Annotated in this window: 19 protein-coding genes; 7 read left to right on the forward strand and 12 right to left on the reverse strand. The window is 65.1% G+C overall.

Translation table 11 applies throughout. The features are described from left to right. Positions 1 to 193: 193 nt before the first annotated feature. Positions 194 to 1,060, forward strand: coding sequence for an oxidoreductase (locus tag Q7P63_03725; GenBank protein ID MDP0499188.1), 867 nt, complete (start codon positions 194 to 196; stop codon positions 1,058 to 1,060). Between the two features lie 61 nt (positions 1,061 to 1,121). After that, complete coding sequence (locus Q7P63_03730; protein MDP0499189.1) at positions 1,122 to 2,030, forward strand: glycoside hydrolase family 43 protein; 909 nt, start codon at positions 1,122 to 1,124, stop codon at positions 2,028 to 2,030. 91 nt (positions 2,031 to 2,121) lie between these two features. Here the strand turns inward: Q7P63_03730 and Q7P63_03735 are convergent, their stop codons facing one another. The 3 genes from Q7P63_03735 to Q7P63_03745 form a co-directional block, all read right to left on the reverse strand. Further along, complete coding sequence (locus tag Q7P63_03735; GenBank protein MDP0499190.1) at positions 2,122 to 3,369, reverse strand: GspE/PulE family protein; 1,248 nt, start codon at positions 3,367 to 3,369, stop codon at positions 2,122 to 2,124. Continuing rightward, a complete protein-coding gene (locus tag Q7P63_03740; GenBank protein MDP0499191.1) occupies positions 3,353 to 4,480 on the reverse strand; it encodes a type IV pilus twitching motility protein PilT in 1,128 nt (375 codons plus the stop codon). The genes Q7P63_03735 and Q7P63_03740 overlap by 17 nt, the downstream gene beginning before the upstream one ends. A gap of 152 nt (positions 4,481 to 4,632) precedes the next feature. Further along, positions 4,633 to 5,676, reverse strand: a complete 1,044-nt coding sequence (locus tag Q7P63_03745; protein MDP0499192.1) for a type II secretion system F family protein — start codon at positions 5,674 to 5,676, stop codon at positions 4,633 to 4,635. A 213-nt stretch (positions 5,677 to 5,889) separates the two neighbouring features. On the opposite strand from Q7P63_03745, the gene Q7P63_03750 reads away from it, so the two are divergent. Further along, a complete protein-coding gene (locus Q7P63_03750) occupies positions 5,890 to 6,732 on the forward strand; it encodes a lipase family protein (GenBank protein ID MDP0499193.1) in 843 nt (280 codons plus the stop codon). Here Q7P63_03750 and Q7P63_03755 read toward each other — a convergent pair. Further along, the gene (locus Q7P63_03755; GenBank protein MDP0499194.1) at positions 6,722 to 7,303 is read right to left on the reverse strand and encodes an alpha/beta hydrolase; all 582 of its coding nucleotides are present in this window, start codon (positions 7,301 to 7,303) and stop codon (positions 6,722 to 6,724) included. The two genes, Q7P63_03750 and Q7P63_03755, sit on opposite strands and share 11 nt — an antisense overlap. Positions 7,304 to 7,316: 13 nt before the next feature. Beyond that, positions 7,317 to 8,786, reverse strand: coding sequence for an MFS transporter (locus Q7P63_03760; GenBank protein MDP0499195.1), 1,470 nt, complete (start codon positions 8,784 to 8,786; stop codon positions 7,317 to 7,319). Between the two features lie 190 nt (positions 8,787 to 8,976). On the opposite strand from Q7P63_03760, the gene Q7P63_03765 reads away from it, so the two are divergent. Beyond that, a complete protein-coding gene (locus Q7P63_03765; protein ID MDP0499196.1) occupies positions 8,977 to 9,405 on the forward strand; it encodes a VOC family protein in 429 nt (142 codons plus the stop codon). A 243-nt stretch (positions 9,406 to 9,648) separates the two neighbouring features. Here the strand turns inward: Q7P63_03765 and Q7P63_03770 are convergent, their stop codons facing one another. From Q7P63_03770 to Q7P63_03790, 5 genes are all read right to left on the reverse strand, one after another. After that, complete coding sequence (locus tag Q7P63_03770) at positions 9,649 to 11,178, reverse strand: YifB family Mg chelatase-like AAA ATPase (protein ID MDP0499197.1); 1,530 nt, start codon at positions 11,176 to 11,178, stop codon at positions 9,649 to 9,651. A 54-nt stretch (positions 11,179 to 11,232) separates the two neighbouring features. Next, entirely contained in the window at positions 11,233 to 11,769 is a 537-nt protein-coding gene (locus Q7P63_03775; GenBank protein MDP0499198.1) for an ATP-binding protein, read from the reverse strand. Positions 11,770 to 11,947: 178 nt separating this feature from the next. Further along, positions 11,948 to 13,117, reverse strand: a complete 1,170-nt coding sequence (locus tag Q7P63_03780) for an alpha/beta hydrolase-fold protein (protein MDP0499199.1) — start codon at positions 13,115 to 13,117, stop codon at positions 11,948 to 11,950. Positions 13,118 to 13,165: 48 nt separating this feature from the next. Next, the gene (locus Q7P63_03785; GenBank protein ID MDP0499200.1) at positions 13,166 to 15,202 is read right to left on the reverse strand and encodes a Cache 3/Cache 2 fusion domain-containing protein; all 2,037 of its coding nucleotides are present in this window, start codon (positions 15,200 to 15,202) and stop codon (positions 13,166 to 13,168) included. 167 nt (positions 15,203 to 15,369) lie between these two features. Beyond that, entirely contained in the window at positions 15,370 to 17,769 is a 2,400-nt protein-coding gene (locus Q7P63_03790) for a glycoside hydrolase family 127 protein (protein ID MDP0499201.1), read from the reverse strand. 227 nt (positions 17,770 to 17,996) lie between these two features. On the opposite strand from Q7P63_03790, the gene Q7P63_03795 reads away from it, so the two are divergent. The 3 genes from Q7P63_03795 to hemL all read left to right on the forward strand — a co-directional run bounded on the left by Q7P63_03795 (position 17,997) and on the right by hemL (position 20,558). Beyond that, on the forward strand, positions 17,997 to 18,512 hold the full coding sequence (locus Q7P63_03795; protein ID MDP0499202.1) for a VOC family protein: 516 nt from the start codon (positions 17,997 to 17,999) through the stop codon (positions 18,510 to 18,512). Between the two features lie 132 nt (positions 18,513 to 18,644). Then, positions 18,645 to 19,154 (forward strand): VOC family protein, encoded by a 510-nt coding sequence (locus Q7P63_03800; protein MDP0499203.1) that lies wholly within the window; start codon positions 18,645 to 18,647, stop codon positions 19,152 to 19,154. A 126-nt stretch (positions 19,155 to 19,280) separates the two neighbouring features. Beyond that, positions 19,281 to 20,558, forward strand: coding sequence for a glutamate-1-semialdehyde 2,1-aminomutase (gene hemL / locus Q7P63_03805; GenBank protein MDP0499204.1), 1,278 nt, complete (start codon positions 19,281 to 19,283; stop codon positions 20,556 to 20,558). Between the two features lie 370 nt (positions 20,559 to 20,928). Here the strand turns inward: hemL and Q7P63_03810 are convergent, their stop codons facing one another. Further along, positions 20,929 to 21,756 (reverse strand): hypothetical protein, encoded by an 828-nt coding sequence (locus Q7P63_03810; protein ID MDP0499205.1) that lies wholly within the window; start codon positions 21,754 to 21,756, stop codon positions 20,929 to 20,931. A gap of 85 nt (positions 21,757 to 21,841) precedes the next feature. Continuing rightward, positions 21,842 to 22,435, reverse strand: coding sequence for an LURP-one-related family protein (locus Q7P63_03815; protein MDP0499206.1), 594 nt, complete (start codon positions 22,433 to 22,435; stop codon positions 21,842 to 21,844). Between the last annotated feature and the right edge of the window lie 18 nt (positions 22,436 to 22,453).

The following is a 22,453-nucleotide window of genomic DNA, read 5'->3' on the forward strand; positions in this document are numbered from 1 at the left end:
CCCCGGGGGCCAAATCGCGCAGCGCCGCGACGATGGCGGTCATGTCGGTCGAAAGCGGATCCATGGGTCTCGATAGAGGAATGGGCATGAAAAGTCCAGGATTCGCCGTGTGGGAGGAGTCTCGGAAAGATTATCTGGTGGACATGGTTCAACGGCGCGCCCCTTCGCGGCGCGCGAGACGGATGGATGGTTCATGTCGGATACCAAGACCTTTCTTATCACCGGCGCCAATTCGGGCTTCGGCTTCGCGATCGCCAAGGCGGCCGTCGCGGCGGGTCACCGGGTGGTGGGCACCGCGCGCTCGGCCGAGGCGGCCGCCAAGGTGGAGGCGCTCGATCCCGAGCGGGCCTTCGCCCGCGTCCTCGACGTGACGGATTTCGCCGCGATCCCCGGGGTCGTCGGGGAGGTGGAGCACACCCTCGGGCCGGTCCATGTGCTGGTCAACAACGCGGGCTACGGGCAGATCGGCATGTTTGAGGAACAGGAGCCGGAAGCGCCCGAGCGCCAGTTTGCGACCAATGTCTTTGGCCCGATGCACGTGACGCGGGCTGTGCTGCCCTCCATGCGCGAGCGTCGCCGCGGGCTGATCTTCAACATTTCGGCCATGGCGGGCGTACGGGGTGGGGCGGGCTTCTCGCTTTTCAGCGCCAGCAAGTTTGCGCTCGAAGGTTTTACGGAGTCGTTGGTGCAGGAGATCCAGCCGTTCGGGCTCCACGCCACGCTCGTCTGCCCCGGCTACTTCCGCACCGATTTTCTTAGCGAAAGCTCGATCCGCTTTGGTGAGCGCCAGGTGGATGCCTACGAGGCGCTGGCGCAATACCAGCGCGAATTTGTGGCCGACCGCAACGGCCAGCAGTTGGGCGACCCCGTGAAGCTGGCCCGGATCCTCGTGCACCTCAGTCGCGATGAAAACCCGCCTTTGCGCCTGCCGGTGGGCAGCGATGCGGTGGAGGCGCTGGCGCAAAAGATCCGGCGCCTGCAGGACGAGCTGGAGGAATGGCGCGAGCTGTCGGTGACGACCGATTACGACGTGCATTGCCCCGCACTCTCCGCCAGTTGACGGGCCGAATTGCTTGCGGATTGTATCGGGTGGGGTGCGCGGCCAAGCTGGGCGGCACCCCATGAAACTCTCCGACCTCCAGATCCGCGACCCCTTTGTGCTGCCGCTGCCGGCGCGGGGCGAATACCTGCTCTACGGCACGACCGACCGCAACGCCTGGAGCGGCCCGGGCACGGGCTTTGACGCCTACCGCAGTCGCGACCTGCAGCACTGGGAGGGGCCGATCCCCGCCTTTCGCCCCCCGGCAGGCTTTTGGGCGACGACGCAGTTCTGGGCGCCGGAGGTCCATGCGTATGGAGGCCGCTACTACATGTTTGCCACCTTCAAGGCGCCGGGGCGTTCGCGTGGGACGCAGGTGCTGGTGGCCGACGATCCGGCGGGGCCGTTCGAGCCTTTGACCGATGGCCCCGTGACGCCCGACGGCTGGGAATGCCTCGACGCCACGCTCTGGGTCGAAGACGGCGCGCCGTGGATGGTGTATTGCCACGAGTGGGTGCAGGTGGGCGATGGCCGGATGGTCGCGCAACGCCTCTCGGCGGATCTCCGCCATGCCGAGGGCGAGCCGCTGGTCTTGTTCCAAGGCTCCGACGGCCCGTGGGCGCGCCCACTCCCAAACGTCAACCTGGCCGAAGTGCCGGGCGCGGAAGGTTTGAAGCCGGGCACGCCTCTTTACATTACCGATGGGCCTTTCCTGCACCGCACGGCGTCGGGCGCGCTGCTCATGCTCTGGTCGAGCGTAGGCGAGCAGGGGTACGCGATGGGCCTCGCGCGTTCACGGACGGGCAAGATCACGGGCCCTTGGGAGCACGATGCGCAACCGCTTTTCGCCGCGCAAGGCGGCCACGGCATGATCTTCCAGACCTTGGCGGGGCAACTCATGCTGACGCTCCACCAACCGAACAAGACCCCCCACGAACGCGCCCGCTTTTTCGTGCTCCGCGAAGAGGGGGACGCGCTGGTGCTGGGGTAAAACAATTCTCTCACAAGAACACGAAGCACACAAATATCTGCTTTTCAGCTCTTTGTGTCTTGGTGAACTTTGTGAGAAATACTTGTTCTGCTTACTCTAATTTGTGCGCCTGATCCGCCACGATAACATCTGCCTCCACGGCCTCGCGGGCTGCTTCGGCGAGGGGGATCCAGCCGCTGGCGCGGGCGTGGGTGCGCAGGTCGGCGAGGGAGGCGTCGTGCTGGAGGGCGTCGCGCAGGGCGGCATTGGGCGCGAGCCATTCGAAGATGCCCACCCGGCCTTGGCCGTCGGCCCGGGGCAGTAGGCGTTGGCCGACGATCCCGCGCACGGTGGCTGCGATGAGATACGGCGGCAGGTCGAGGTCGCGCAGGCGGACGAGGGCCGCAGGAGCATCGCTGGCGTGGAGCGAGCTGAGCACGAGGTGGCCCGTCAACGCGGCCTGCAGCGAGATACGGGCGGTCTCGCGGTCGCGGATTTCGCCCACCAGGATCTGGTCGGGATCGTGGCGCAACATGGCCCGCAGGACCTCGGAGAAGCCCAGCCCCAGCTCGGCCTGCACGTTGACCTGGATGGCGTCGCTGAGGGCGTATTCGACCGGGTCTTCGACCGTGAGCACCTTGGAGCGGCTGCGGTCGAGCTCTTGCAGCAGGGCGTAAAGGGTAGTCGTTTTTCCCGAGCCGGTGGGGCCGACCGCGAGGATGAGGCCGTTGGGTTGACGCAGCGTCTGGCGCAGGGCCGCTTGCAAGGGCTCGGGCAGGCCCAGTTGGTGCAGGCGCAAGCCGGTCTGGCGGGCGTTGAGAATCCGCAGCACCAGACTCTCGCCCCGGTGGGTAGGCAGGCACGAGAGACGAAAGTCGACCGCTTCGCCCGTGGGCGGAGCCCAGGCAAAGCGCCCGTCCTGGCTGCGGCGTCGCTCGTGGGGATCGAGTGCGGCGCGGAGCTTGAGGTGCGCGACAATCGAGGCGGCAGCGCCGGCGGGTGGTTGAGGCAAGTCGAGCAGCTTCCCGGTTTGCCGGGCGCGGACCCGCAGCGTTTCGCCCTCGGCCTCCAGATGCAGGTCGCTGGCGTGTTGGGCCACGAGGCGGGCGAGCACGTTGTCGATCCAGGCGACGGCAGGCTCGGTTTCGGCCGTGGCGTTCAGGGGCTGCGTTGCTTCGGGCGCAAGCAGGGCTACCGGCTGGCCGAGGAGGAAGCGCAGGGCTTCGAGCGCCGCCGTATCGTTCGGGTCTTGCAGCGCCGCCCGCAACTGGCCGTCGGGCGTGCGCCAGAGGGCCTGCCAGCGGGGGCGAAAGGGCGAATCGGGCAGGGGGAGGGCCTGCAGGCTAGAGGCTGCCGACATCCTTCACCTTGATGCCGGTCGTTTCGAGTTTGCGGCGCAAGTCGCCGGGGTCTTCGCTCTTTTCGACCGCCTGCTCGGGCGTGATCAGGCCACGGTTGACGAGGCTCGTGAGGTGGGCATCGAGCGTCATCATGCCGTAATTGGCGCCGGTCTGGATCTCGGACTGGATGCGGTAGGTCTTGTTTTCGCGGATGAGGGCGGCGATGGAAGTCGTCGTCGTCATGATCTCGAAGGCGGCGATCCGGCCCCCGCCGATCTTGCGGCAGAGCACCTGCGAAATGACGGCCACGATGGACGACGAAAGCTGCGTGCGGATCTGCTCCTTCATGTTGGCCGGGAAGGCGTCGACGATGCGGTCTACCGTGCGGGCGGCGCCGGTGGTGTGCAGAGTGGCGAGCACGAGGTGGCCGGTTTCGGCGGCACTCACGGCGGCCTCGATCGTCTCCAGGTCGCGCATTTCCCCCACGAGGATCACGTCCGGGTCTTGGCGAAGGGCATCGCGAATGGCGTCGGCAAAGCTGGGGGTGTCGTTCCCTACCTCGCGCTGCGTCACGAGGCAGTTGCGGTGGTTGTGGTAATACTCGATCGGATCTTCGATCGTGATGATATGGCCGTCGCGGTTTTCGTTGATCCAGTTGACCATCGAGGCGAGCGTGGTCGACTTGCCGGAGCCGGTGGGGCCGGTGACGAGGATGACCCCCCGGGGGCGCGTCAGCAGCTCCTTGAGCTGGTCGGGCAGGCCGATTTCGCGCAGGCCGAAGAGGCGGTTGGGGATGGCACGGAAGACCATGCCGTAGTCGCCCTTGTTCTTGAAGACGCTGGCCCGCAGGCGCGCCTTGTCCATGAAGTTGATCGCAAAGTCGGCCCCGCCCCGGCGCTTGAGGCGCTCCTGTTGGTTGTCGGGCGTCACCGCCATCATCAGCGTCTCGGTGTCGATAGGGCGGAGGTTGGGCCCCTCGACCGGCACCATGCCGCCGGCGAGGCGGAGGGTGGGCGGAAAACCGACGCGGAGGTGCATGTCGCTGGCGCCCTGCTCGAACATCAGCTCCAGCAGTTCGTTCATCTCGTAGGGGACTTCGTCGGTTTGCGGGGCAGTCAGGTCAAAGGCCATGGCGCAGGTGGTTCGCGATCAGGGACGGGTAGTTATGGCACAGGAATCCGGGATTGCCAAGCCACCAGTTGGCGGGAAGCGGCAGGTGTATAGGCTATTCGACTCGGGCGAGGCAGGGGTGGAAGGGGGTTGAGATTCCGTTCCCGGCTCTCTTACGGGCCTACTTGCTGCAGCAGCTCCAGGATGGGCAGAAAGACGGCTAGCACGAGGGTGCCGACCACTGCGGCCAGCGTCACGATCAGGGCAGGCTCCAGCCAGGTCTTGACGCTGTTGAGGCGCGCTTCGAGTTCTTCCTGCAGCAGTTCGGCGGCTTCGGCAAAGCGGGCGGGCAGGGAGTGGGTCTCTTCGCCCACCTCCAGCAGACTGTGCACGGTCGGGTCGGGCTGTGGGCCTTGCAAGTAGGCCTGGCTCAGCGCTTGGCCGCCTTCGACCCGGCGCGCAAGCTCTTGCCAGGCGGGTGAGGCGTTGAGGCGCAGGGCCGTCGGCAGGGGTAGGCCGACCGAGAGTGCGGTGGCGGTCGTTTGCAAGTGGTGGACGAGGGCGTACTGGCGGCGCGTGCGGCCCCACCACGGGACAGCGTCTGCCCACGCTTCGGCCCGTAGCCGCCAAGCTGCCTGTTGTCGGGCCAGCCGCTGTAGCCCCAGCCAGCCGGCGGAGCCGAGCATGACCAGCACGAGCCCTGCCGGAAGTAATACGTGGGGTAGCTCCATCACCATGCGGGTCAGCCACGGCAGTGGGCGCCCCTGAAGCTGTGGGATCTGCCGGTAGACTTCGGCAAACTGCGGGGCCACGAAAGTCAGGAGGGTCGTGACGATCCCGATGGCGAGCACCCCGACGGTCAGCGGGTAGGCCGAGGCGGAGGCGAGTTGGCGCTGCAGGCGTCGCCGCGAACGCTGCTCGGCGGTGATGCGGCGCAAGGTGTCGGCGAGCTGCCCAGTCTCCTCACCGGCATGGATGAGGGTATGCAGCGTCGCTTCGCCCAAGCCACGTTGTCGCAAGGCGTCGGCCAAGCGCGTCCCCCCGGCCACCACGCGCGCCACGGCCTCCCATTCGGTGCGGATTTCCGGCTGGCGCGCCTGTCGGGCGAGCGTCCGCACCGAGCGGTCGAGCGGGATGCGCACGGCGAGCAACCGGGCCAGCCGGTCTAGATCTTGCCACAGCACAGGCCCCTGCAATCGAACGCGACGACGGAACATGCTTTGGGAGGTTGTGCGGCTGGCAGGGCGTGGGAAAGACGAAAATGGGGATTCGACCGCAGAATTCACAGAACACTCAAATGAAGGGAGTTACCTTGGTCGACTCTTGGGTGGATTTGGGCGGTCGGTGGTTAAATCTATTGCTGATTCAATTCTGCTTGGCGGATAGCTCCCGGAAGTATAGGATCGAAGCGGATTTAACGTTTCTCTGCTATGGCTTACGATAAGGCTCAGGCGCTGCGTGGGTGTAGGCTCGTGCAACTGATGTATGCGGTGGCCCGCGACTGGATTGAGGCGGACCGGCCGGAGGATAACGTGTATGCCTGGGATCAGGCGGCGTTGGCGGCGGAGGGTTTTACCCGGCATACGTCGCTGGTCTGGGGCCGTTCGTTGGCCTGGCGGCGGAAATTCGGGCCACGGCGGCCAGGGCAGCCGCATATGTACCAGTGGGTGGAGGAGTGGGCGCCGCTGGTGGTGGCGGGCTCTCCGGCGGGCGACGATACGCTTTATGTGGGCGTGCGCGGCACCCTGCTGCGGCGCGATTGGGATACAAACATGAACTTCAGCAAGATCCGACGCGTGCTGGGCGGGATCGACCTCGGACAGGTGCACCAAGGATTTTTCAAGACTTATGAATCCTGCAGCCCGCGCCTGGTCGAGCAGTTGACGCAGTTGCTGGCTCAGGCTCCCGGGATCCGCCGCGTGGTCGTGGTGGGGCATAGCCTCGGCGGGGCTTTGGCGACACTGCTGGGCGCTTCGCTCGCGATCGACCCTTGGCGGCAGGCGGCGGGCATCGAGGAGGTGACGGTCTACACGCTAGCCTCGCCTCGTGTGGGCGACCGCAGCTTTGTCGATGCGGTGGCGGCGCTACCGGCGCTCGATTTCTACAACATCCAGAATACACACGACATCGTGCCCAAGCTGCCGTTTGAAGACTTGGGCTACGAGCACGCAGGGCGGGTGCTGCAGTTTTCCGAGGGGCAGGGCGACTTGCTGGCGTGGCACGATTTGAAGCTCTACCGCGAGGCCGTGGAGCTGGACCGCGTTACGGTGTAGGCTTGGGCGGCCGGTTGCCCCGTAGCAGGTCGAGCGCGAGCGGCAGGCGGGAAACGCCGTCTTCTGCGAGGAAGTGGCCGCAGCGGTTGGTCTCCTTGAGCGGGGCGTGCAGGGCTTGGGCCAATGCCTGCGTGCGCTCCAATGGCACATGGGTGTCGTCGCGCGAGGCGATGACGCGGTAGGCTTGGGCCTGACCGCGCAACTGGCCGAAGTCGAGCGCTGGTTCGAAAAACGGCTGCAGGTTGGGATAGCGGTCGAGGACTTCGTAAAACCCTGCCACGAGCACCACAGCGCCGACCTTTACTGCGGGCCGGCTCTGCAGGTAGTGCAGCAGCGTCAGGCAGCCGAGACTATGGGCGACAATGCTGGTCGTGGGGCCGGGTTGGCCGACGGCACGGGCCAGGGCCTGCTGCCAGGGCGCGGGCTGGGGGTTCGTCGGGGCTGGCAGGGCGACGACTTGGGCTTGCAGGCCGTCGGCAGCCAGGCGGCGGCGTAGCCAGGGGAACCAGTGCGAGCGTGGCGTGGCACCATAGCCGGGCACGATGTAGACGTCGGCCGGGAGAGAGCTCATGCGGGAGCGTCGCCTATTCTGCGGCGTGCGCAAGCTGTGCTTCCCTTTGCTTGCTGCGGATCAGCCGGGCGGAGAAATAGATGCCCAGCACGGGCGCGAGGGCGAAGAGGCCGCAGAGCCAGGCGGATGCGTTTTGGGCGCTGGGCACGAGCGGCTCGTCGTCGATCCCGCTGAGGTTGACGATCAGGCCCGCGAACGCGGAGGCGAAGGCGACCGCCGTCAGCTCTACGGTGGTAACGGAGGTGGCGGTGACGTTCTCCTCGCCCTCGGGCGCATGGCGGATCACAGCCGAGAGCAGGTGCGGCCAGCACACCCCAATGCCGAGGCCCATCGCAAAGAGCCCGAGCCCGACCGGCCAGCGCGCCCAGACGCCGGTCTCGACCAGCAGCGGGAAAAAGAGCGTCAACGTGAGCAGCCCCAGCAGTTGGAAGGCGGGTCCACTGAGCACGGCAAGCGTGGCGCGTCGGCCATCCCAGCCGGACGCGGCCATCGAGCCCCACGACCATCCGGCGGACATTGCCGTGGTCAGGTAGCCGGCCCCGAGCGGTGTCATGCCGTCGAGCACTTGCAGGAAGTAGGGAACATACAGTTCGGGCGTGATGGAGGCAACCAGCAACGCCATCACGATGTAGCGCTTGCCAAAGGGGCCTTGCGGATCAAGCGCCCCTCGTGGCAACAGTCGAGCCGTGTTGGACTGCTTTTCGCGCCAGGCGAGCCAAGCGAGCAGCCCGAGCCCCAGCCCGACGCCCATAGCCTCGCCCCAGAGCGTGCCCACAATGCTGGCACCCGACACGGCCATGACGGCACCCGTCAGAATGCCCAGCTGCAGGCGCGGGAGCGGAGCCGTACGGGTCAGGCTGGCATCACCCTCCTTGGGCAAGGTGACGGCGGCCAGCACGGCAAAGCAGAGGGAGAGGCCCAGCGTGAGCCCAAAGCCGCCGCGCCACACGTGGTAGTGCGCAAAGACGCCGCCGATGGCCGGCCCGATCAAGGTCGCGATGCCCCACATGGCCGAAACGACCCCCATTGCGCGCGGCCACAGGGCGGGCCGGAACAGCAGGCGGATCATCCCGTAGGCCAGCGCGACCAACCAGCCGCCCCCGAGCCCCTGGATCAGCCGGCCTGCCAGCATCACGGGCATGGAGGGTGCCACCGTGCAAAGCATCCCACCCAATGCGAAGACCAGGGTCGCCAGCACATACGCATTGCGCGGGCGAGCCGCTTGCAGCAGTTGGGCAGCCGTGGCGCTGCCGATGACCGATGCGACGACGAAAAGGGTGGTGTTCCACGCGTAGAGGTGCAGCCCCCCGATGTCGCGCACCACCGACGGCAGCAGCGTCGCGACAATAAACACGTTGGTGGCGTGCAGGGCCGTACTGCCGGCGAGGACGGCGTTGCGGACGAAGTTGCGCCCCGCCAACAGCTCGCCCCAGGTCGGGGGAGCCGCGTCGTTCTGGTCACTCGGCTGGGAGGAAACGGACACGCTCACCCCACTCTTTTACGCACACTGCAGGCTCAGAATAAACGCAAAAAACAAACGCTTTGTAGTCGCGCGGAGGCGAGATGAGGCAAGTTTGTACCAGCGTCCGTCCCTTGCGGAGCTGATTTTCACCCTACGAAATGTGAACATAGAAACACTTGTCATGCCGGTTTTGTCGGTATAAACCGGAGGCATGGAAGCACGGATCACACTCATCACGCTTGGCGTGCGCAACCTGCCGCGGGCGATTCGTTTTTACCGCGACGGGCTGGGCTTTGAGACCGAAGCGGCGGACGATGCGGAGGTCGCATTTTTCCGTACCAACGGCACCCGTCTGGCGCTCTTCCCGGTCGATCAGCTGGCCAAGGATATTGGGCCCGATGTGCCGGTGCCGTCGCCTGGGTTCTCCGGCATCACGCTGGCTCACAACGTGCGCTTCAAGCATCAGGTGGAGGAAGTTTTGGCCGTGGCCGAGCGCGCGGGTGCCAAAATCGTGAAGCCCGCGCAGGACACCTTCTGGGGCGGCTTCGCCGGCTACTTCACCGACCCTGACGGCTATGTGTGGGAAGTAGCCTGGGGCCCCATGTTCAGCTACTCCGACGCGGGGGAGATGGTGCTGTAGGCTGGATTTTTTAGCCGCAGGTGGACGCAGATTCATGCGGATGAAAAGGCAGAAAACCGGCGGCCTCACGCAAAGGCGCGAAGACGCGAAGCGGTAGTTTCATAATTATAGTCCCGAACGCGCCTCCTTGGCGGCTTAGCGACTTGGCGTGGGACTCAATCGGCATTTTTTGAGCCGTGACTGATCAACCTCTTTTCATCCGCGTGAATCTGCGTCCACTTTGCGGCTGGAAAAACCTTCCCGTCACCCGTTGCCGCGGTCGAGACTGCGGTATTGGATAGCCTCTAGGAGGTGGGGTGTTTCTATGCGGTCGGTGCCGGCGAGGTCGGCGATCGTGCGGGCGACCTTGAGGATGCGATCGTAGGCGCGGGCGGAGAGTTGCAGGCGTTCCATGGCGGAGCGCAGGAGCGTGGCGTCGCGGTCGGTAAGCTGGCAGTGCTGGCGGATGTCGCGCGGGGCCATGCGGGCGTTGACCAGCAGGTGCGGCGTGTCGGCAAAGCGTTCGCGCTGGCGGGTGCGGGCAGCTTCGACGCGCTCGCGGATGGTGGCCGACGATTCGCCGGGGCGGGCCTGTTGCAGCTCGGCAATGGTCAGGGCGGGGGCTTCGACGTGAAGGTCGATGCGGTCGAGCAAGGGGCCGCTGAGGCGGCTGCGGTAGCGTTGGACCTGTTGGGCGGTGTTTTTGGTGCGGTCGTTGCCGTAGCCGTCGGGGCTGGGGTTCATGGCGGCTACGAGCATGAAGGCGGCCGGGAACGTAAGCTTGCCCGCGCTGCGCGAGATGGTGACGTGGCCGTCTTCGAGCGGCTGGCGCATCACTTCGAGCACGCCGCGTTTGAACTCCGGCAGCTCGTCGAGGAAGAGCACGCCGTGGTGGGCGAGGGAGATTTCGCCGGGCGCAGGGGTGCTGCCGCCGCCGATCAGCCCCACGTCGCTGATGGTGTGGTGCGGGCTGCGAAAGGGGCGGGTGCGGGGTAGGGTGCCGTTTTCGAGCGTCATGCCGGCGGCGCTGTAGATGCGGAGCAGGTCGAGGTATTCCTCGCTGCTCAGGCGGGGCATGATGGTGGCGATGCGCTTGGCGATCATGCTCTTGCCGCTGCCGGGCGGCCCGATCATCAGGATGTTGTGCCCACCGGCGACGGAGACTTCCACCGCGCGGCGCACGGCGTGCTGGCCTTTGACTTCGCTGAAGCAGACGCTGGTGGGGTGGGCGGCATCGGCCTCGCTCGCGGCAGGCGGCTGGATCGGCTGCAGGTCGGTCTTGCCGGCGAGGAACGAGCAGGCCTGATCGAGCGAGCGGACTTCGTAGACCTGCAGATCGCCGCCCACCAGCGCGCCTTCCTGGGCGGTAGTGGGGGGGAGCAGCACGCCCTTTTTGCCGAGCTGACGGGCGAGAGCGGCGAGGGCGAGCCCACCAACGACGGGCCGGGTTTCGCCGGAGAGGCTGAGCTCGCCCGCGATCAGGTAATCTTCGAGCGGCTCGGTGGGCACTTGGCCGGTGGCGGCGAGCAGGCCGAGCGCGATGGGCAGGTCGTAGAGCGTGCCCTGTTTGCGCAGGTGGCTGGGCGCGAGGTTGATCGTCGTCTTGGTGCGGGGCGCCCGGTAGCCGGTGTTCATCAGCGCACTCCAGACGCGGTCCTTGGCCTCCTTGACCGCTCCCGTCGGCAGCCCTACGATCACGGGCTTGGGCTCACCCTGTTCGCCCGTGTTGCACTCCACTTGGACGGGCACGGCGTCGACGCCCATCAGCGCCCCGGATGTTACGACTGCCAGCATAGGAGCCGCAGCGTAGCGCGGTGGGGGATTCCCGCAAGGTTAATGTTCAGGCGTTCAGTGCCCGGGCTCCACGGTCCAGCACTCTTCATCGACGGGAGGCTCAAAGCCGATCACGTATTGCTGCACCAGCTCGTTGGCGATGGGAAGGGCGGCATTGGCGTCGAAGCGTCGGCTGCGCTCGACGAGGCGTTGGTGCAGATCCTGAGGCGATACGCGGAGGTAAACGATCTGGGGCGTGCCGCCGTGCTGGCGGATGAGGCTGGTGTAGAGGTAGCGCCGGGTGCGTTGCCAAAAGCTGAAGTCGACCACCACATGCCGTTTTTCCTCCAGGAGGCTGAGCAGGCGCTCCCGCAGGGTTTCTTCGGCCGCGATCTGGTGTGGGCCGTACATTCTGGGCGGGTAATCTGAGCCGTAGCGGCCGAAGCGGCTCAAGATCTCATCGTCCATCGACAAATGCGTGCAGCCCTCTTTCTCCAGTTGCAGGGCAAAGGCCGTTTTGCCGGAGCCGGGAATGCCACACATCAAAAATACCACCGGCTCCGGCCCGGTAAGGGCGGCTTTCGCTTGCGAGAGTGCCTCTGCAGTGGTCATGAGAGGAGAGCTTCCGGTAGGACTTGGCAGGTTGACGGTGAAGGCTGGAGGGGTGTTGGCCTTAACCGATTGACTTCCTGAAGGGTTCGATATCGCCGAATCACTTCTACTCGGCGGAAAAGCAAAAAGCTGAAGCGTGGAAGCTTCAGCTTTCTTAATAATTTTTTTGCAAACGTAGCTATTGTTTTTTGGTAGGGCTTTTTTTGAAAAGCTGCTGAGCAAGGTTTCTCAGCTCTTCGCGCCACACGCTCCACTCGTGGCCGCCGGGGGTCTCGTGGTAGGCTACGTCGATGTTGTGGGCACGCAGCTCGGCCACCAGCTCCTGATGGCCTTCCAGACGGGGATCGTCGGTGCCGCAGGCGAGGTAGATGAGGCCGTAGTGTTTGTTGACCTCTTCGGCGCGGTCGTAAAGCCCCGGGATGCGTTCCTCCACCTTGAACTCCACGGCGCTGAGCAGGCCGCTGCTGAAGTCGCCCACCCAGCCGAAGCGCTCGGGGTGGCGCAGGCCGATGAGGAACGACTGCCCGCCGCCCATCGAGAGCCCGGCAATGGCCGTGTGGGCGGGGCCGGTCTTCACGCGGTAGCGCTGCTCGACTTGCAGCATGATGTCGCGAAACAGCTCGCGCTCGAGCCCTTCGATGCCTTCGGGCATGCTGCCGCCGGCCCATGAGCCGTCGAGCAGGCCATTGGGCATCACGACGATCATGGGCTCGGCCTTACCGGCGGCGATCAGGTTGTCGAGGATCACGTCGGCACGCCCCTCCTGGGTCCAGTTGCCTTCGTGATCTCCCATGCCGTGGCGGAGGTAGAGCACGGGGTAGCGTTGCTCGCCCGCCGGATCATAGCCGGGCGGGGTGTAGACGCGGTAGCCGCGCATGCGGTCCAGCTCTGGCGCGTAAAAGTGGTGGATGTGCACCGCGCCTTGCGGTACGTTCTGGCGCTGGTCGAAGCGCGGGGGCTTGCCCGGCACGTCGACGAGGCTGGAGTAGACGACGGTGCCTGCCTTGACGGTGGGGTTGGCGCGGTCGAGCACCCAGAGGCCGTCGACGATGAAGTTGTAGCCGTAGAGCCCCGGCTCGACGGGGCCGACGGTGACGCTCCAGAGGCCGTCGGTGCTACGCTCCATCGGGTGCTGCTCGGGCTTCCACTCGCCCCAGGCGAGCACAACTTCGTCTACCTGGGGGGCGCGGAAGAAGAACGTCACCCGCCGGTCGTCGTGGATGAGGGGCGAGGGCGGGGGCGCCTTGCGGTCGAGCAGCGGCTGGATGGAGTAGGTGTTCTCACTGTGGAGCGCGGCGGGCAGGGCCAGCGCAAACAGCGCCAGCAGGCGGGGCAACAAGGAGGTCATGCCGCCAATATAGGCCCGGCGGCTCCGTTTCCCAACTGGCGAGGGCGCTCATGCCGCATTTTTTTGCGGTCCGGCGACCGGGGGCTCGTCGAGTTCGGGCGCGGGCGTTTGCTTTTGGCGGGTCCGCCCCTTGATCAAGGTTTGCAGGTCGTCGATCAGCTCACGGATGGTATTGGTCTGGGCGTTGAGCTCGGCGGCGGCCGCAGCGGTTTCTTCGGAGGCGGCGGCGTTGTTTTGCGTGACGCCTTCCATGGATTGCACCGCGTGGTTGATCTGGCTGATGCCGTTGAGCTGTTCACGCCCGGCGGCGGCGATCTCTTCGCTCAGTTCATCCATCTCGCGAATGTGGCCGATGATGTGGCTCAGGCTGTTGCCCACCTGGTGGGTCAGCGTCATGCCCTGCTCGCTGCTTTTGATGGCTTCGGCGATGCGGGAAGTCGTTTCGGTGGCGGCCTGGGCGCTACGGCGGGCGAGCGAGCGCACTTCTTCGGCCACCACGGCAAAACCGGCCCCGGCCTCGCCGGCGCGGGCGGCTTCCACGGCAGCGTTCAGAGCCAGCAGGTTGGTCTGGAAGGCGATTTCGTCGATCGTCTTGATGATGGCGGAGGTTTCGCGGCTGGTGTGCTGGATGCGCTCCATGGCTGCAGTCATGGCCTGCATCTGCTGGGCTCCCTTGTCGGCCACGCTGCGGCTTTCCTGGGTCAGTTTGGTGGCCCGCTGGGCGTTTTCGCTGCTATGGCTGACCATGCTTTCGATCTCGTGCAGCGAGGCGCTCGTTTCTTCCAACGCGGCGGCCTGCTCGTTGGAGCCAGTGGCGAGCTGGTGGCTGGCTTCGGAGACTCCGTCGGCGGCGTTGGCAGATTCCCCGGCGCTGGCGGAGAGTTCATCGGAGATACGTTGCAACTGGCGCGTCAGCTGGCGGGCCACGAGGTAGAAGACTAGGGCGGCGATAACGGCCCCACTGGCGATGCCGGCGAGCCGGAAGAGGGCGGCACGGTCCAGACTGGCCTGGATCTCGGTGGCCACGTGCTGGTATTCGGCTTCGGCCATGGTGATGCCGAGCACCCAATCCCAGGGTGCGTAATAGGCGTAAAAGATCCTTTGCGCCTCGGGCTGGCCCCCCGAGTTGGGCAGGTCGCGCAGCTCGGTCGCCAGCTCGCCCTCTTTCAGGGCAAGAGCCTGGGTCGCCAATTCCTGGCGCTGGGCATCGCTGGCGTAGGCAAGGGGCGAGGCATCGGCTTTCGCTTCCGTCGATTCTGGTGCGCCGACGAGCAGCTTGCCTTGATTGCCGCCCTGGGCGTTCATCACAAAAATGTGCCCGCTATCGCCGATCCTGGTCTGGGCAAACTGCTCGCGCAGGGACACGGTGGCGACGGCGTCGGGCGTGCCCACGTAGAGGATGCCGATAACTTCGCCGGCGTCGTCTTTCAGGGGCTCGTAGGCTGTGATGTAGTGCTGGTTCACCACAAAGGCGCGCCCGTAGAAGGTGTCGCCCGCGAGCACGGCCTGTACGACGGGGCTGGTATGGGGGATGTAGGTGCCGATGGCCCGGGTGCCGTCGAGTTTTGCCACGTTGGTGGCGATGCGGAGCATGTCGCCTTGCTCGTTCATGCGCTGGAAGATGGTGGCGGTGTCGCCGGTGCGCATGCGCAGGCGGTCGACGACCGGGACGTCCCGGCCTGCGGTAAAGGTGCTTTCCTGCCCCAGCCATTCGCCTCCCACCACGACTTGCGGCAGCGTGATCTCGCTCGCTTCTCCGCTGATCTGGTTGACCGCCTGCCAGGTGACGGGCTGGCTGGCGTCGATCTGCAGTTGCCCTTTGGCGGCCATGATTTCGGCGGCGGCTCCGAGGCTGGTCGCCACCTTCTGCAGCAAGAGCGTGTCCGCCAGCGCGGTACGTTGGCGCAGGCCTTGGGTGAACAGGTTCAGTTGTTGGCTGACCTGGGCTTCGACGCGGGTCGCCGCCTCGTGTTTCAGGCGCCGGCCTTCCCATTCGGAAAGCAGGGCGACGGCGATCAGCGGCGCGACGGCGCAAAAGATACCGAGACAGAGGAGCCGTTGACGAAGAGCGAAGGATTTGAACATGAGGAACCTTTTTCGCGAGGGTGGTTCCTTACACGTCGACCCAGTATGAATTGGAATAGGTGATAAACCCTGTTTTTACCGTTGTTTTGCTGGATTCGAACGTTAGCTGTCGGCTGCCTTGGGAAAAGGCGCTGCAAAAGGGCGGTGGAAATGTAAAAAACGCGGGACTACTCGCGGGCGGCAGGCATGTCGCCGGTGCGCATGGCACGCAGGCCAAAGAGTGTGCCGGCCATGCCATCGGAGCGGGCCTGGAAGCGCACGCGCACGTGATCCTTGCCGCGGGTCAGCTCGGCGGGCACGGCGTATTGCTGCTCGTAGAAGCGGCCTGGCGTCTCCGGCCCCACGGTGGCCTCCTGCAGCAGCTCGTCGTCGAGGTAGATATCGAAGGTGCGGCGCTGCCACTGGCTGCCCCAGTAGGTGGCCACGAGGGTGATCGGCTCCTGGGGATCGACGGCTACCTGGTAGGAGAAATGGCCGCCCTTGTCCGCCACGCGACCCTTGCCGCCGGCGACTTCCTCGATGCGGCTGCTCTGTTCCTGCAGCTCGTGCTCGACCTCGGGCTGTTGGTAGCCGCAGTCGATAAAGTCGACCGTGGCTTGCTCAAATTGCTGCTGGCGGGCGCGGTCGGCGCGGATCTCCTGCTCGCGTTCCTTCCACTGGGCCTGGGTCAGCAGGGGGAAGTAGACGGCATATTGCTCGTCGTAGATGCGGTAGAGCGGGACGAAGGTCAGGTCTTGCGGCTGCACCACGCCTTTGCTGCGAAACTCGGCAAAGCCCTTGCGGGTGGGCTTGAGGCCCGCGAGCACCTTCTGGACGCTTGGGGCGACGAAGAGCGGGGCGAAGGCATCCGTCTTGCCGCGCGCCGCGAGGTGGTCGCTGAAGCGTTCGCCGCCGGGGTTGTCGATGCCGGGCTCTTCGGGCACGATGGCCGCCAGCACGCTGGGGCCGTAGAGCACCGAGACGATCTCGCCCTTGGAGTGGGGCAGCGGCTCGCTGTGCAGGCTCATCGCCAGGCGCAGCTCGACCACGTCGCCGTCTTTCCATTCGCGCTCCAGCGTGAGGTAGGAAGAGGGCTTGCCGTCGACCTTTACACGCTTGCCATTGACCTTCACCTCCGGCTTTTCGCACCAATAGGGCTGGCGCAGCTTCAGGGCGAGGCGCACGGGCTGCTCGGCGTCGATGATCAGTCGCGTTGTGTCGTCGTCGGGGAAGTCGGTCTCCTGGGTCAGCTTCAAGCCCTTCTCCGGCCAGTCCAGACGGCTGCCGAGGAAGAGGTTGACCCACAGGGTGTCGCCATCAGGGCTGTGAAAGTAGGCCTGCTCGGCGTAGCGGGCGGGGTTTTCGAGGCCGGTACCCACGCAGCACCACCACGAATCGAACTCGCTCGAAAACACCTTCACGCCGACGGACTCCATGGTGAGGAAGTAGCCGAACTCGCCCTCTTCATGCCCCGTGTTGGCGAGGATGTGGTTGAGCTGCGAGCGCTCGACAAAATCCATCTCCGCCGCGTCGGGCGACCACGCAAAGAGGTGTCCGGTGAGCTTGTGCAGGTTATAGGTGTTGCAGGTCTCGCAGGTGTAGGGCGTCAGCTTGTTTGGAAACTCCTCCACCGGAAAGAAGTGTTCGCCCTCGCCGTGGCCGCCAATGACGTAAGAGCGGTCGTTGACCACGTGGTCCCAGAAGCTGGTGGCGGCGGTGTGGAAGCGTTCCTCGCCGGTCAGCTCGTACTCGCGAGCGACGCCGATCACCTTGGGGATCTGGGTGTTGCCGTGCAGGCCGTTGAGCGCGTCGCGGCCCTCATACATCGGGTCGAGCACGGCGCGGTGGTTGAAGTAGTCGATCGCCATGCGCAGGTAACGCTCGTCGCCGGTATCGACCGAGAGGTCGGCAAGGACTTCGTTCATGCCGCCGTGCTCGGTGCGGAGGACTTCCTGCACCTGCTCGGGCGTAAGAGGGGAGAAGACGCTGTCGACCCACTCGGCCATGCCTTTTTCGACCTCCAGGGCCTGTTCGCTGCCGGTGTAGCGGTAGGCGTCGCGCAGGCCGGCGAAGACCTTGTGCATGGTATAAAAAGGCACCCATACCCCGTTGAGGTTGAAGGGCGAGGCCCGGACCTTACCAGCGCGGATCTCCTCGAAGGCAGACTTGTCGACCGTCATCACGTAGCCGTCGCCGTTGGCCTCCTGCACTGCCGCCAGCTCTTGCACGATGTAGTCGATCCGCTGCTTCAGCTCCGCATCGCCAGTGGCGGCATACATGAGGCTGAGAGCGGATAGGTAGTGCCCGAGCGAGTGGCCGGTGATGTCGCGCGCCTCCCAGCCGCCGTAGCGTTCGCCCTTGGCCTCCAGCCCAGCGCGGGTGAGGAAGGCGGAGAGCAGGCGGTCGGGCTCGACCATCTTCAGGTAGCGCAGGTGGGTGTCTTGCCGCTGCTTGAAGATGCCGTCTTCCAGGCGGATCTGGTCGAGCGGGAAGGGCTCGGCCTGCGGGCGCGGGGCATCCGCAAAGCTGGTCGAGGCGAGGCACATGGCGGCAAGGGAAAACAAGGAGGGGCGGAGGAGGTGGGGCATGGGTAGGTGCGGGAAGGGTAGGGTCGGGTTGCGGGCGGGGCAAAGTGCGTCGGGGTCTGATGGTCAGAACTCGCGCCTGTTCTGGCGTGCGCCAAGCAAGGGCGAACTTCGCCAAAAAAAATGCGACGAGGCTGTCCTGTAGCGCGCACGCCATTCGTCAGGTCAATGTAAGCGGCTGCTCCGGCGCCGCAAAACCAATCGACTATGCCATTAGCCTAGGAAAGACTATGACCACCGCCTCTTCTTCGACTGCTATCGCCTCCCGCACCGTCCAGCCCGTGCCGGACTGGATGAACACGCTGACCCCCTTTGTGATGTGCCGCGACGCGGCTGCCGCGATCGAGTTTTACAAGGAAGCTTTCGGCGGCACCGAGATGTCGCGCCTCCCGAGCCCGGAGGGTTGGCTGCTGCACGCAGTCGTGCGGATCGGCGATTCGCTGATTATGCTGGCCGACGCCTGCCCGGACCGCGACCTACCCCCGGCCGAGCAGCTGCCGCACTTTGCGCACATGACGGTCCACCTTCAGGTGGAGAACGTGGACGAGGTCTTCGAGCGCGCGGTGAAGCTCGGCGCCAAGGTCTCGATGCCGGTCAGCGACATGTTTTGGGGCGACCGCTACGGCCGCTTGATCGACCCCTTCGGCCACCACTGGGCCATTGCCACCCACATTGCCGATCTCAGCCCCGAAGAGCTGGAGCAAGCCGCCGCCCGGGCCTGCGCCGCCAGCTCGCCCGAAGCGTGACGCATCCTGAGGGAAAAAAGTAGGCGTTTTTGCCATTTCCTGTCTGACGCGCCGCCCTTGGATCGTCATAAAGGCAGCGGCGATGCATCGAGTCGCCGCGCCTCCTTCCAACTCACCTGAACACCTATCGTTATGAGCACCTCTCCCGCACAGACCCCCGTCAAGCCGGTCCCGGACTGGATGAACACGATTACGCCGCACCTCACCTGTCGCAACGCGATGGATGCGATTGCGTTTTACGAAAAGGCTTTTGGCGCCAAGACCCTCCACGCGATGCAAATGCCCGACGGCGCGCTGATGCATGCGATGCTGCAATTCGGCGATTCCCACATCATGATGAATGAGGAAAACGAGCAGTGGGGCTGCTTCAGTCCGCTTTCGCTCAAGGGCTCGCCGGTCACGATCCACCTACAGGTCGAAGACGTCGATGCCGCCTTCGCACGGGCGGTCGACGCGGGCTGCAAGGTGACGATGCCGCTGGCCGACATGTTCTGGGGCGACCGCTACGGCACGGTGGAAGACCCGTTCGGCCACCGCTGGTCGCTCGCCTCGACCATTGCCGAGCTGACGCCGGAGGAGATGCAGGCGGCTGCGGCCGAAGCGATGAGCGGGGCTTGCTGCGGCGAAATGGCCAACCAGTAGGGCCAAGCAGATCTTGCTTTACCGACTCCCCGGGCGCGCAGGATGTGGCGGGGAGTTTTTTTGCGTTCAGGCCAGCGCAGCTTTTCCTTTCGCGTTGGGGCGGGGTGTGTTTAGGTTGGAGGTATCATGCAGCGATCGACCGAGCTTTTTGAACGTGCGAAGAAGATCATCCCCGGCGGGGTCAACAGCCCCGTGCGTTCCTTCCGGAGCGTGGGCGGCGCGCCGTTCTTTACCGAGCGGGCGGCAGGGGCGAAGCTCTTCACGGCCGACGGCCAGGAGCTGATCGACTTTGTCTGCACCTGGGGCCCGGCTATCCACGGGCACAATTGCCGCCCGGTGCACGACGCCGTGGCCGATGCGCTGGACAAGGGCACGAGCTTCGGCACGCCCAACCCCTACGAGGTGGAGCTGGCCGAGCTGGTGGTCGAGTGGGTGCCGTCGGTCGAGATGGTGCGCATGGTCAACAGCGGCACCGAGGCCACGATGAGCGCGATTCGCCTCGCGCGAGGTTACACGGGTCGCACCAAGATCATCAAGTTCGCCGGTTGCTACCACGGCCACGTCGACAGCCTGCTGGTCAAGGCTGGCTCGGGTGCGCTTACGCTGGGCAACCCGGACAGCGCGGGCATCCCGGCCGATCTCGCGCGCCACACCATCGTACTGCCCTACAACGATACGGCGGCGCTCGATGCGGCTTTTGCCGAGCACGGCGACGACATCGCGGGCGTGATCGTGGAGTCCTACCCCGCCAACTGCGGCCTCATTCTGCCGGTAGAGGGCTACCTCCGACACCTGCGCGCCATTTGCGACCGCTACCGCAGCGTGCTGATCTTTGACGAAGTGATGACCGGCTTCCGCCTCGCCAAGGGCGGCGTGCAGGAGCTCGAAGGCATCACGCCCGACCTGACCGCGATGGGCAAGGTGATCGGCGGCGGCCTCCCGGTGGGTGCGTTTGGCGGCAAGCGCGAGATCATGGAGATGCTGGCGCCGCTCGGCCCGGTTTATCAGGCAGGTACACTCTCCGGCAATCCGCTGGCGATGGCCGCCGGTATCGCCCAGCTACGCCTGCTGGAGGAGAAAGACCCTTACGCGATGCTCGATGCGATGGGCGGCAGCCTGGCGGATGTATTGCTCGCAGCGGCGAAGGAAAAGGGCATCCCGCTGCAGGTGCCGCAACGGGGCTCGATGTTTGCGCTCTTCTTTGCCGAGGAGCCCGTGCGCAACTTCGACGAGGCCGTCGCCAGCCGCACGGACTTGTTCAACAAGGTGTTCCGCTACGCGCTCGACCACGGGGTCTACCTGCCGCCGAGCGCCTACGAAACGTGCTTCCTCTGCACGGCTCACACCCCGGAAATCCTCGACAAGGCCGCCGAAGTGCTGACGGCAGCCATCAAGGCGTTGTAGGGGGGAGAGGGGTGGCACGCCCTCCGGGGTGCCTTGTGTATTCGGGGCCATCCGGTGGTAGTCGGTCCGCTGCGCGGCCCTCGACCACCGGCTATCGAGCTGGCAAACCTCCGGCTTGCCATGCAGCGGAGGATGGCGGACCGCCAACGCCGCACCTATTGAGCGAAGAATTGACGGCGCTTAACCTACGCAACGGAGTATAGAGATTGGGAGATCACCCCACCACCACCGCCGCGCCGCCCCAAGCCGGAGGCTTGGCAGCTCTTAGCCCGGGGTTGAGGTCCACCGGACCGACACCCCGGGTTTACGGAGCTCAACATGCACCCCGGAGCGGGTGCCACCATTGAGTCGGTGAGAGTCTCCGTCGGGCTTAATTCTCGATATTCGAGAGGATGCCGTTGGCGTTGAAGTGGAAGGCGCGCTTGTTGAAGCGGCTGTACCAATACATCCATTCGGGCGACTTGAGACTGGGGGTCTGGTGGGCGGGCGGATAGCCGCGGGCGTAGATCACCTGCTCCTTGGTCATGCCGGGGCGGGGGTCGCCCATCTGGATGGCCTGCTGGATTTCTTCGGGGAATTGGGAAAGGCTGGTCGGGCGGTCGGCGAGCATGAGCTGCGCATACTGGAGCACGGAGCGCTTCGAATATTTCTCCACGTTTTCGACCTCCACCGTCATGCCCGTTTCTTCGATCAACAGGTCAAAGCTGTCGTCGTCGATTTCGAGTAGTTGGACCTTGGTGTTGATCGGCACGAGGGCGCCGCGCCAGTAGTTGGTGGTGGGAAACTCGTCGCCTTCGTATTTGAAGGTGAAGCGGGTGTAGTAGGTCTCGCCAATCTTGGGGGTGATCTGGGGCGGGCCGAGGCGGTCGAGGTCTGCCGTCATACGCTGGGCAGAGCGGGCTTCGGCGGGGCGTGTTCTGGTGGGCGAGGGGATGGCGGCAGCGGGCCCGGCAGCGTTTTTCTGCTGCATCGCCTCGATCACGTTGGCCGAGACGCCGGCTTCGCGCAGGGCGATCAGTTCGTCGGCCTCGAGTTCAAAGTCGGCATCGCTTTGGCGGATCGCCGTGAGGATGGTTTCATCACTCAGGCCGGCCTTGCTGAGGGCGATAACCTTGTCGTTGGTCAGCGTTTCGGCCTGGGTGGCGACGGGAGCCACCGCAAGGCAGCCAATTAGCGTAAGCAAGAGACGGAGCTTCATAGGCAATAAGGGTTTGCCTGCGAACAAAGCTGCTTTGCGGCCTGCTGCAACTGGCGGGGCCTACTTCAGGGGGTCGTTTGGGTGTTTAACCTCTGTCGCGTTCGAGTAATACCATCATGAGCAGGCTCAGCAGCACCCGGTATTCTTCCACGATGCCCAGCTCCTGCTTGCGCTGCAGCTCGAAAGAGCTTTCGAAGAAGGCGGGCTTCTTGATCATCTCGAAGAGCACCTGGTCTTCCTGCCCGGGGAGACGCACCTCGTAGGTGGGGTTGAACATGTAGCCGCTGAACATGCCGACGATGGGGATTTCGCCAAAAATGCCGTCGGCCATCTTCACCCATGGGTTTTTCTCGCGGATCTCGAAGATCACCTCTCCGTTGTCGCCCATGATCTCGTAGTGCGTGCGCCAGAGGGAGCGCATGCCGTGCCGCTTCATGCTGCCGATTGCGTCGCCCGCTTCGTTGCGGAAGGTATAGGTGGCGCTGAAGTCGAGGATGCGGTCGGCCTTGATCGTATAGAGCCGCTTGCTGCGCGAGTCGTCGGTAAACACCTCGATCTCTTCCTTCATCTTGAAGGCTTTCTGGCGCACGTAGAGCAAAGGCGTGCCGGCGGCATCCGTGATCTGGATCTGCGGCGCAATCGCGACGATCTTGAAGGAGAGAGACAGGGGGTATTGCATGGCGTCGCTCCGAGCCTG

This window comes from Verrucomicrobiota bacterium JB022 (assembly GCA_030673845.1).
Taxonomy (GTDB): Bacteria; Verrucomicrobiota; Verrucomicrobiia; order Opitutales; family Oceanipulchritudinaceae; genus WOUP01.

Coding starts and splice junctions, on each gene's coding strand:
- hemL (MDP0499204.1), top strand. CDS start 19,281: ATGCAGCGATCGACCGAGCTTTTTGAACGTGCGAAGAAGATCATCCCC.
- Q7P63_03815 (MDP0499206.1), bottom strand. CDS start 22,435: ATGCAATACCCCCTGTCTCTCTCCTTCAAGATCGTCGCGATTGCGCCG.
- Q7P63_03780 (MDP0499199.1), bottom strand. CDS start 13,117: ATGACCTCCTTGTTGCCCCGCCTGCTGGCGCTGTTTGCGCTGGCCCTG.
- Q7P63_03745 (MDP0499192.1), bottom strand. CDS start 5,676: ATGTTCCGTCGTCGCGTTCGATTGCAGGGGCCTGTGCTGTGGCAAGAT.
- Q7P63_03740 (MDP0499191.1), bottom strand. CDS start 4,480: ATGGCCTTTGACCTGACTGCCCCGCAAACCGACGAAGTCCCCTACGAG.
- Q7P63_03810 (MDP0499205.1), bottom strand. CDS start 21,756: ATGAAGCTCCGTCTCTTGCTTACGCTAATTGGCTGCCTTGCGGTGGCT.
- Q7P63_03755 (MDP0499194.1), bottom strand. CDS start 7,303: ATGAGCTCTCTCCCGGCCGACGTCTACATCGTGCCCGGCTATGGTGCC.
- Q7P63_03775 (MDP0499198.1), bottom strand. CDS start 11,769: ATGACCACTGCAGAGGCACTCTCGCAAGCGAAAGCCGCCCTTACCGGG.
- Q7P63_03790 (MDP0499201.1), bottom strand. CDS start 17,769: ATGCCCCACCTCCTCCGCCCCTCCTTGTTTTCCCTTGCCGCCATGTGC.
- Q7P63_03770 (MDP0499197.1), bottom strand. CDS start 11,178: ATGCTGGCAGTCGTAACATCCGGGGCGCTGATGGGCGTCGACGCCGTG.
- Q7P63_03735 (MDP0499190.1), bottom strand. CDS start 3,369: ATGTCGGCAGCCTCTAGCCTGCAGGCCCTCCCCCTGCCCGATTCGCCC.
- Q7P63_03795 (MDP0499202.1), top strand. CDS start 17,997: ATGACCACCGCCTCTTCTTCGACTGCTATCGCCTCCCGCACCGTCCAG.
- Q7P63_03730 (MDP0499189.1), top strand. CDS start 1,122: ATGAAACTCTCCGACCTCCAGATCCGCGACCCCTTTGTGCTGCCGCTG.
- Q7P63_03725 (MDP0499188.1), top strand. CDS start 194: ATGTCGGATACCAAGACCTTTCTTATCACCGGCGCCAATTCGGGCTTC.
- Q7P63_03800 (MDP0499203.1), top strand. CDS start 18,645: ATGAGCACCTCTCCCGCACAGACCCCCGTCAAGCCGGTCCCGGACTGG.
- Q7P63_03750 (MDP0499193.1), top strand. CDS start 5,890: ATGGCTTACGATAAGGCTCAGGCGCTGCGTGGGTGTAGGCTCGTGCAA.
- Q7P63_03765 (MDP0499196.1), top strand. CDS start 8,977: ATGGAAGCACGGATCACACTCATCACGCTTGGCGTGCGCAACCTGCCG.
- Q7P63_03785 (MDP0499200.1), bottom strand. CDS start 15,202: ATGTTCAAATCCTTCGCTCTTCGTCAACGGCTCCTCTGTCTCGGTATC.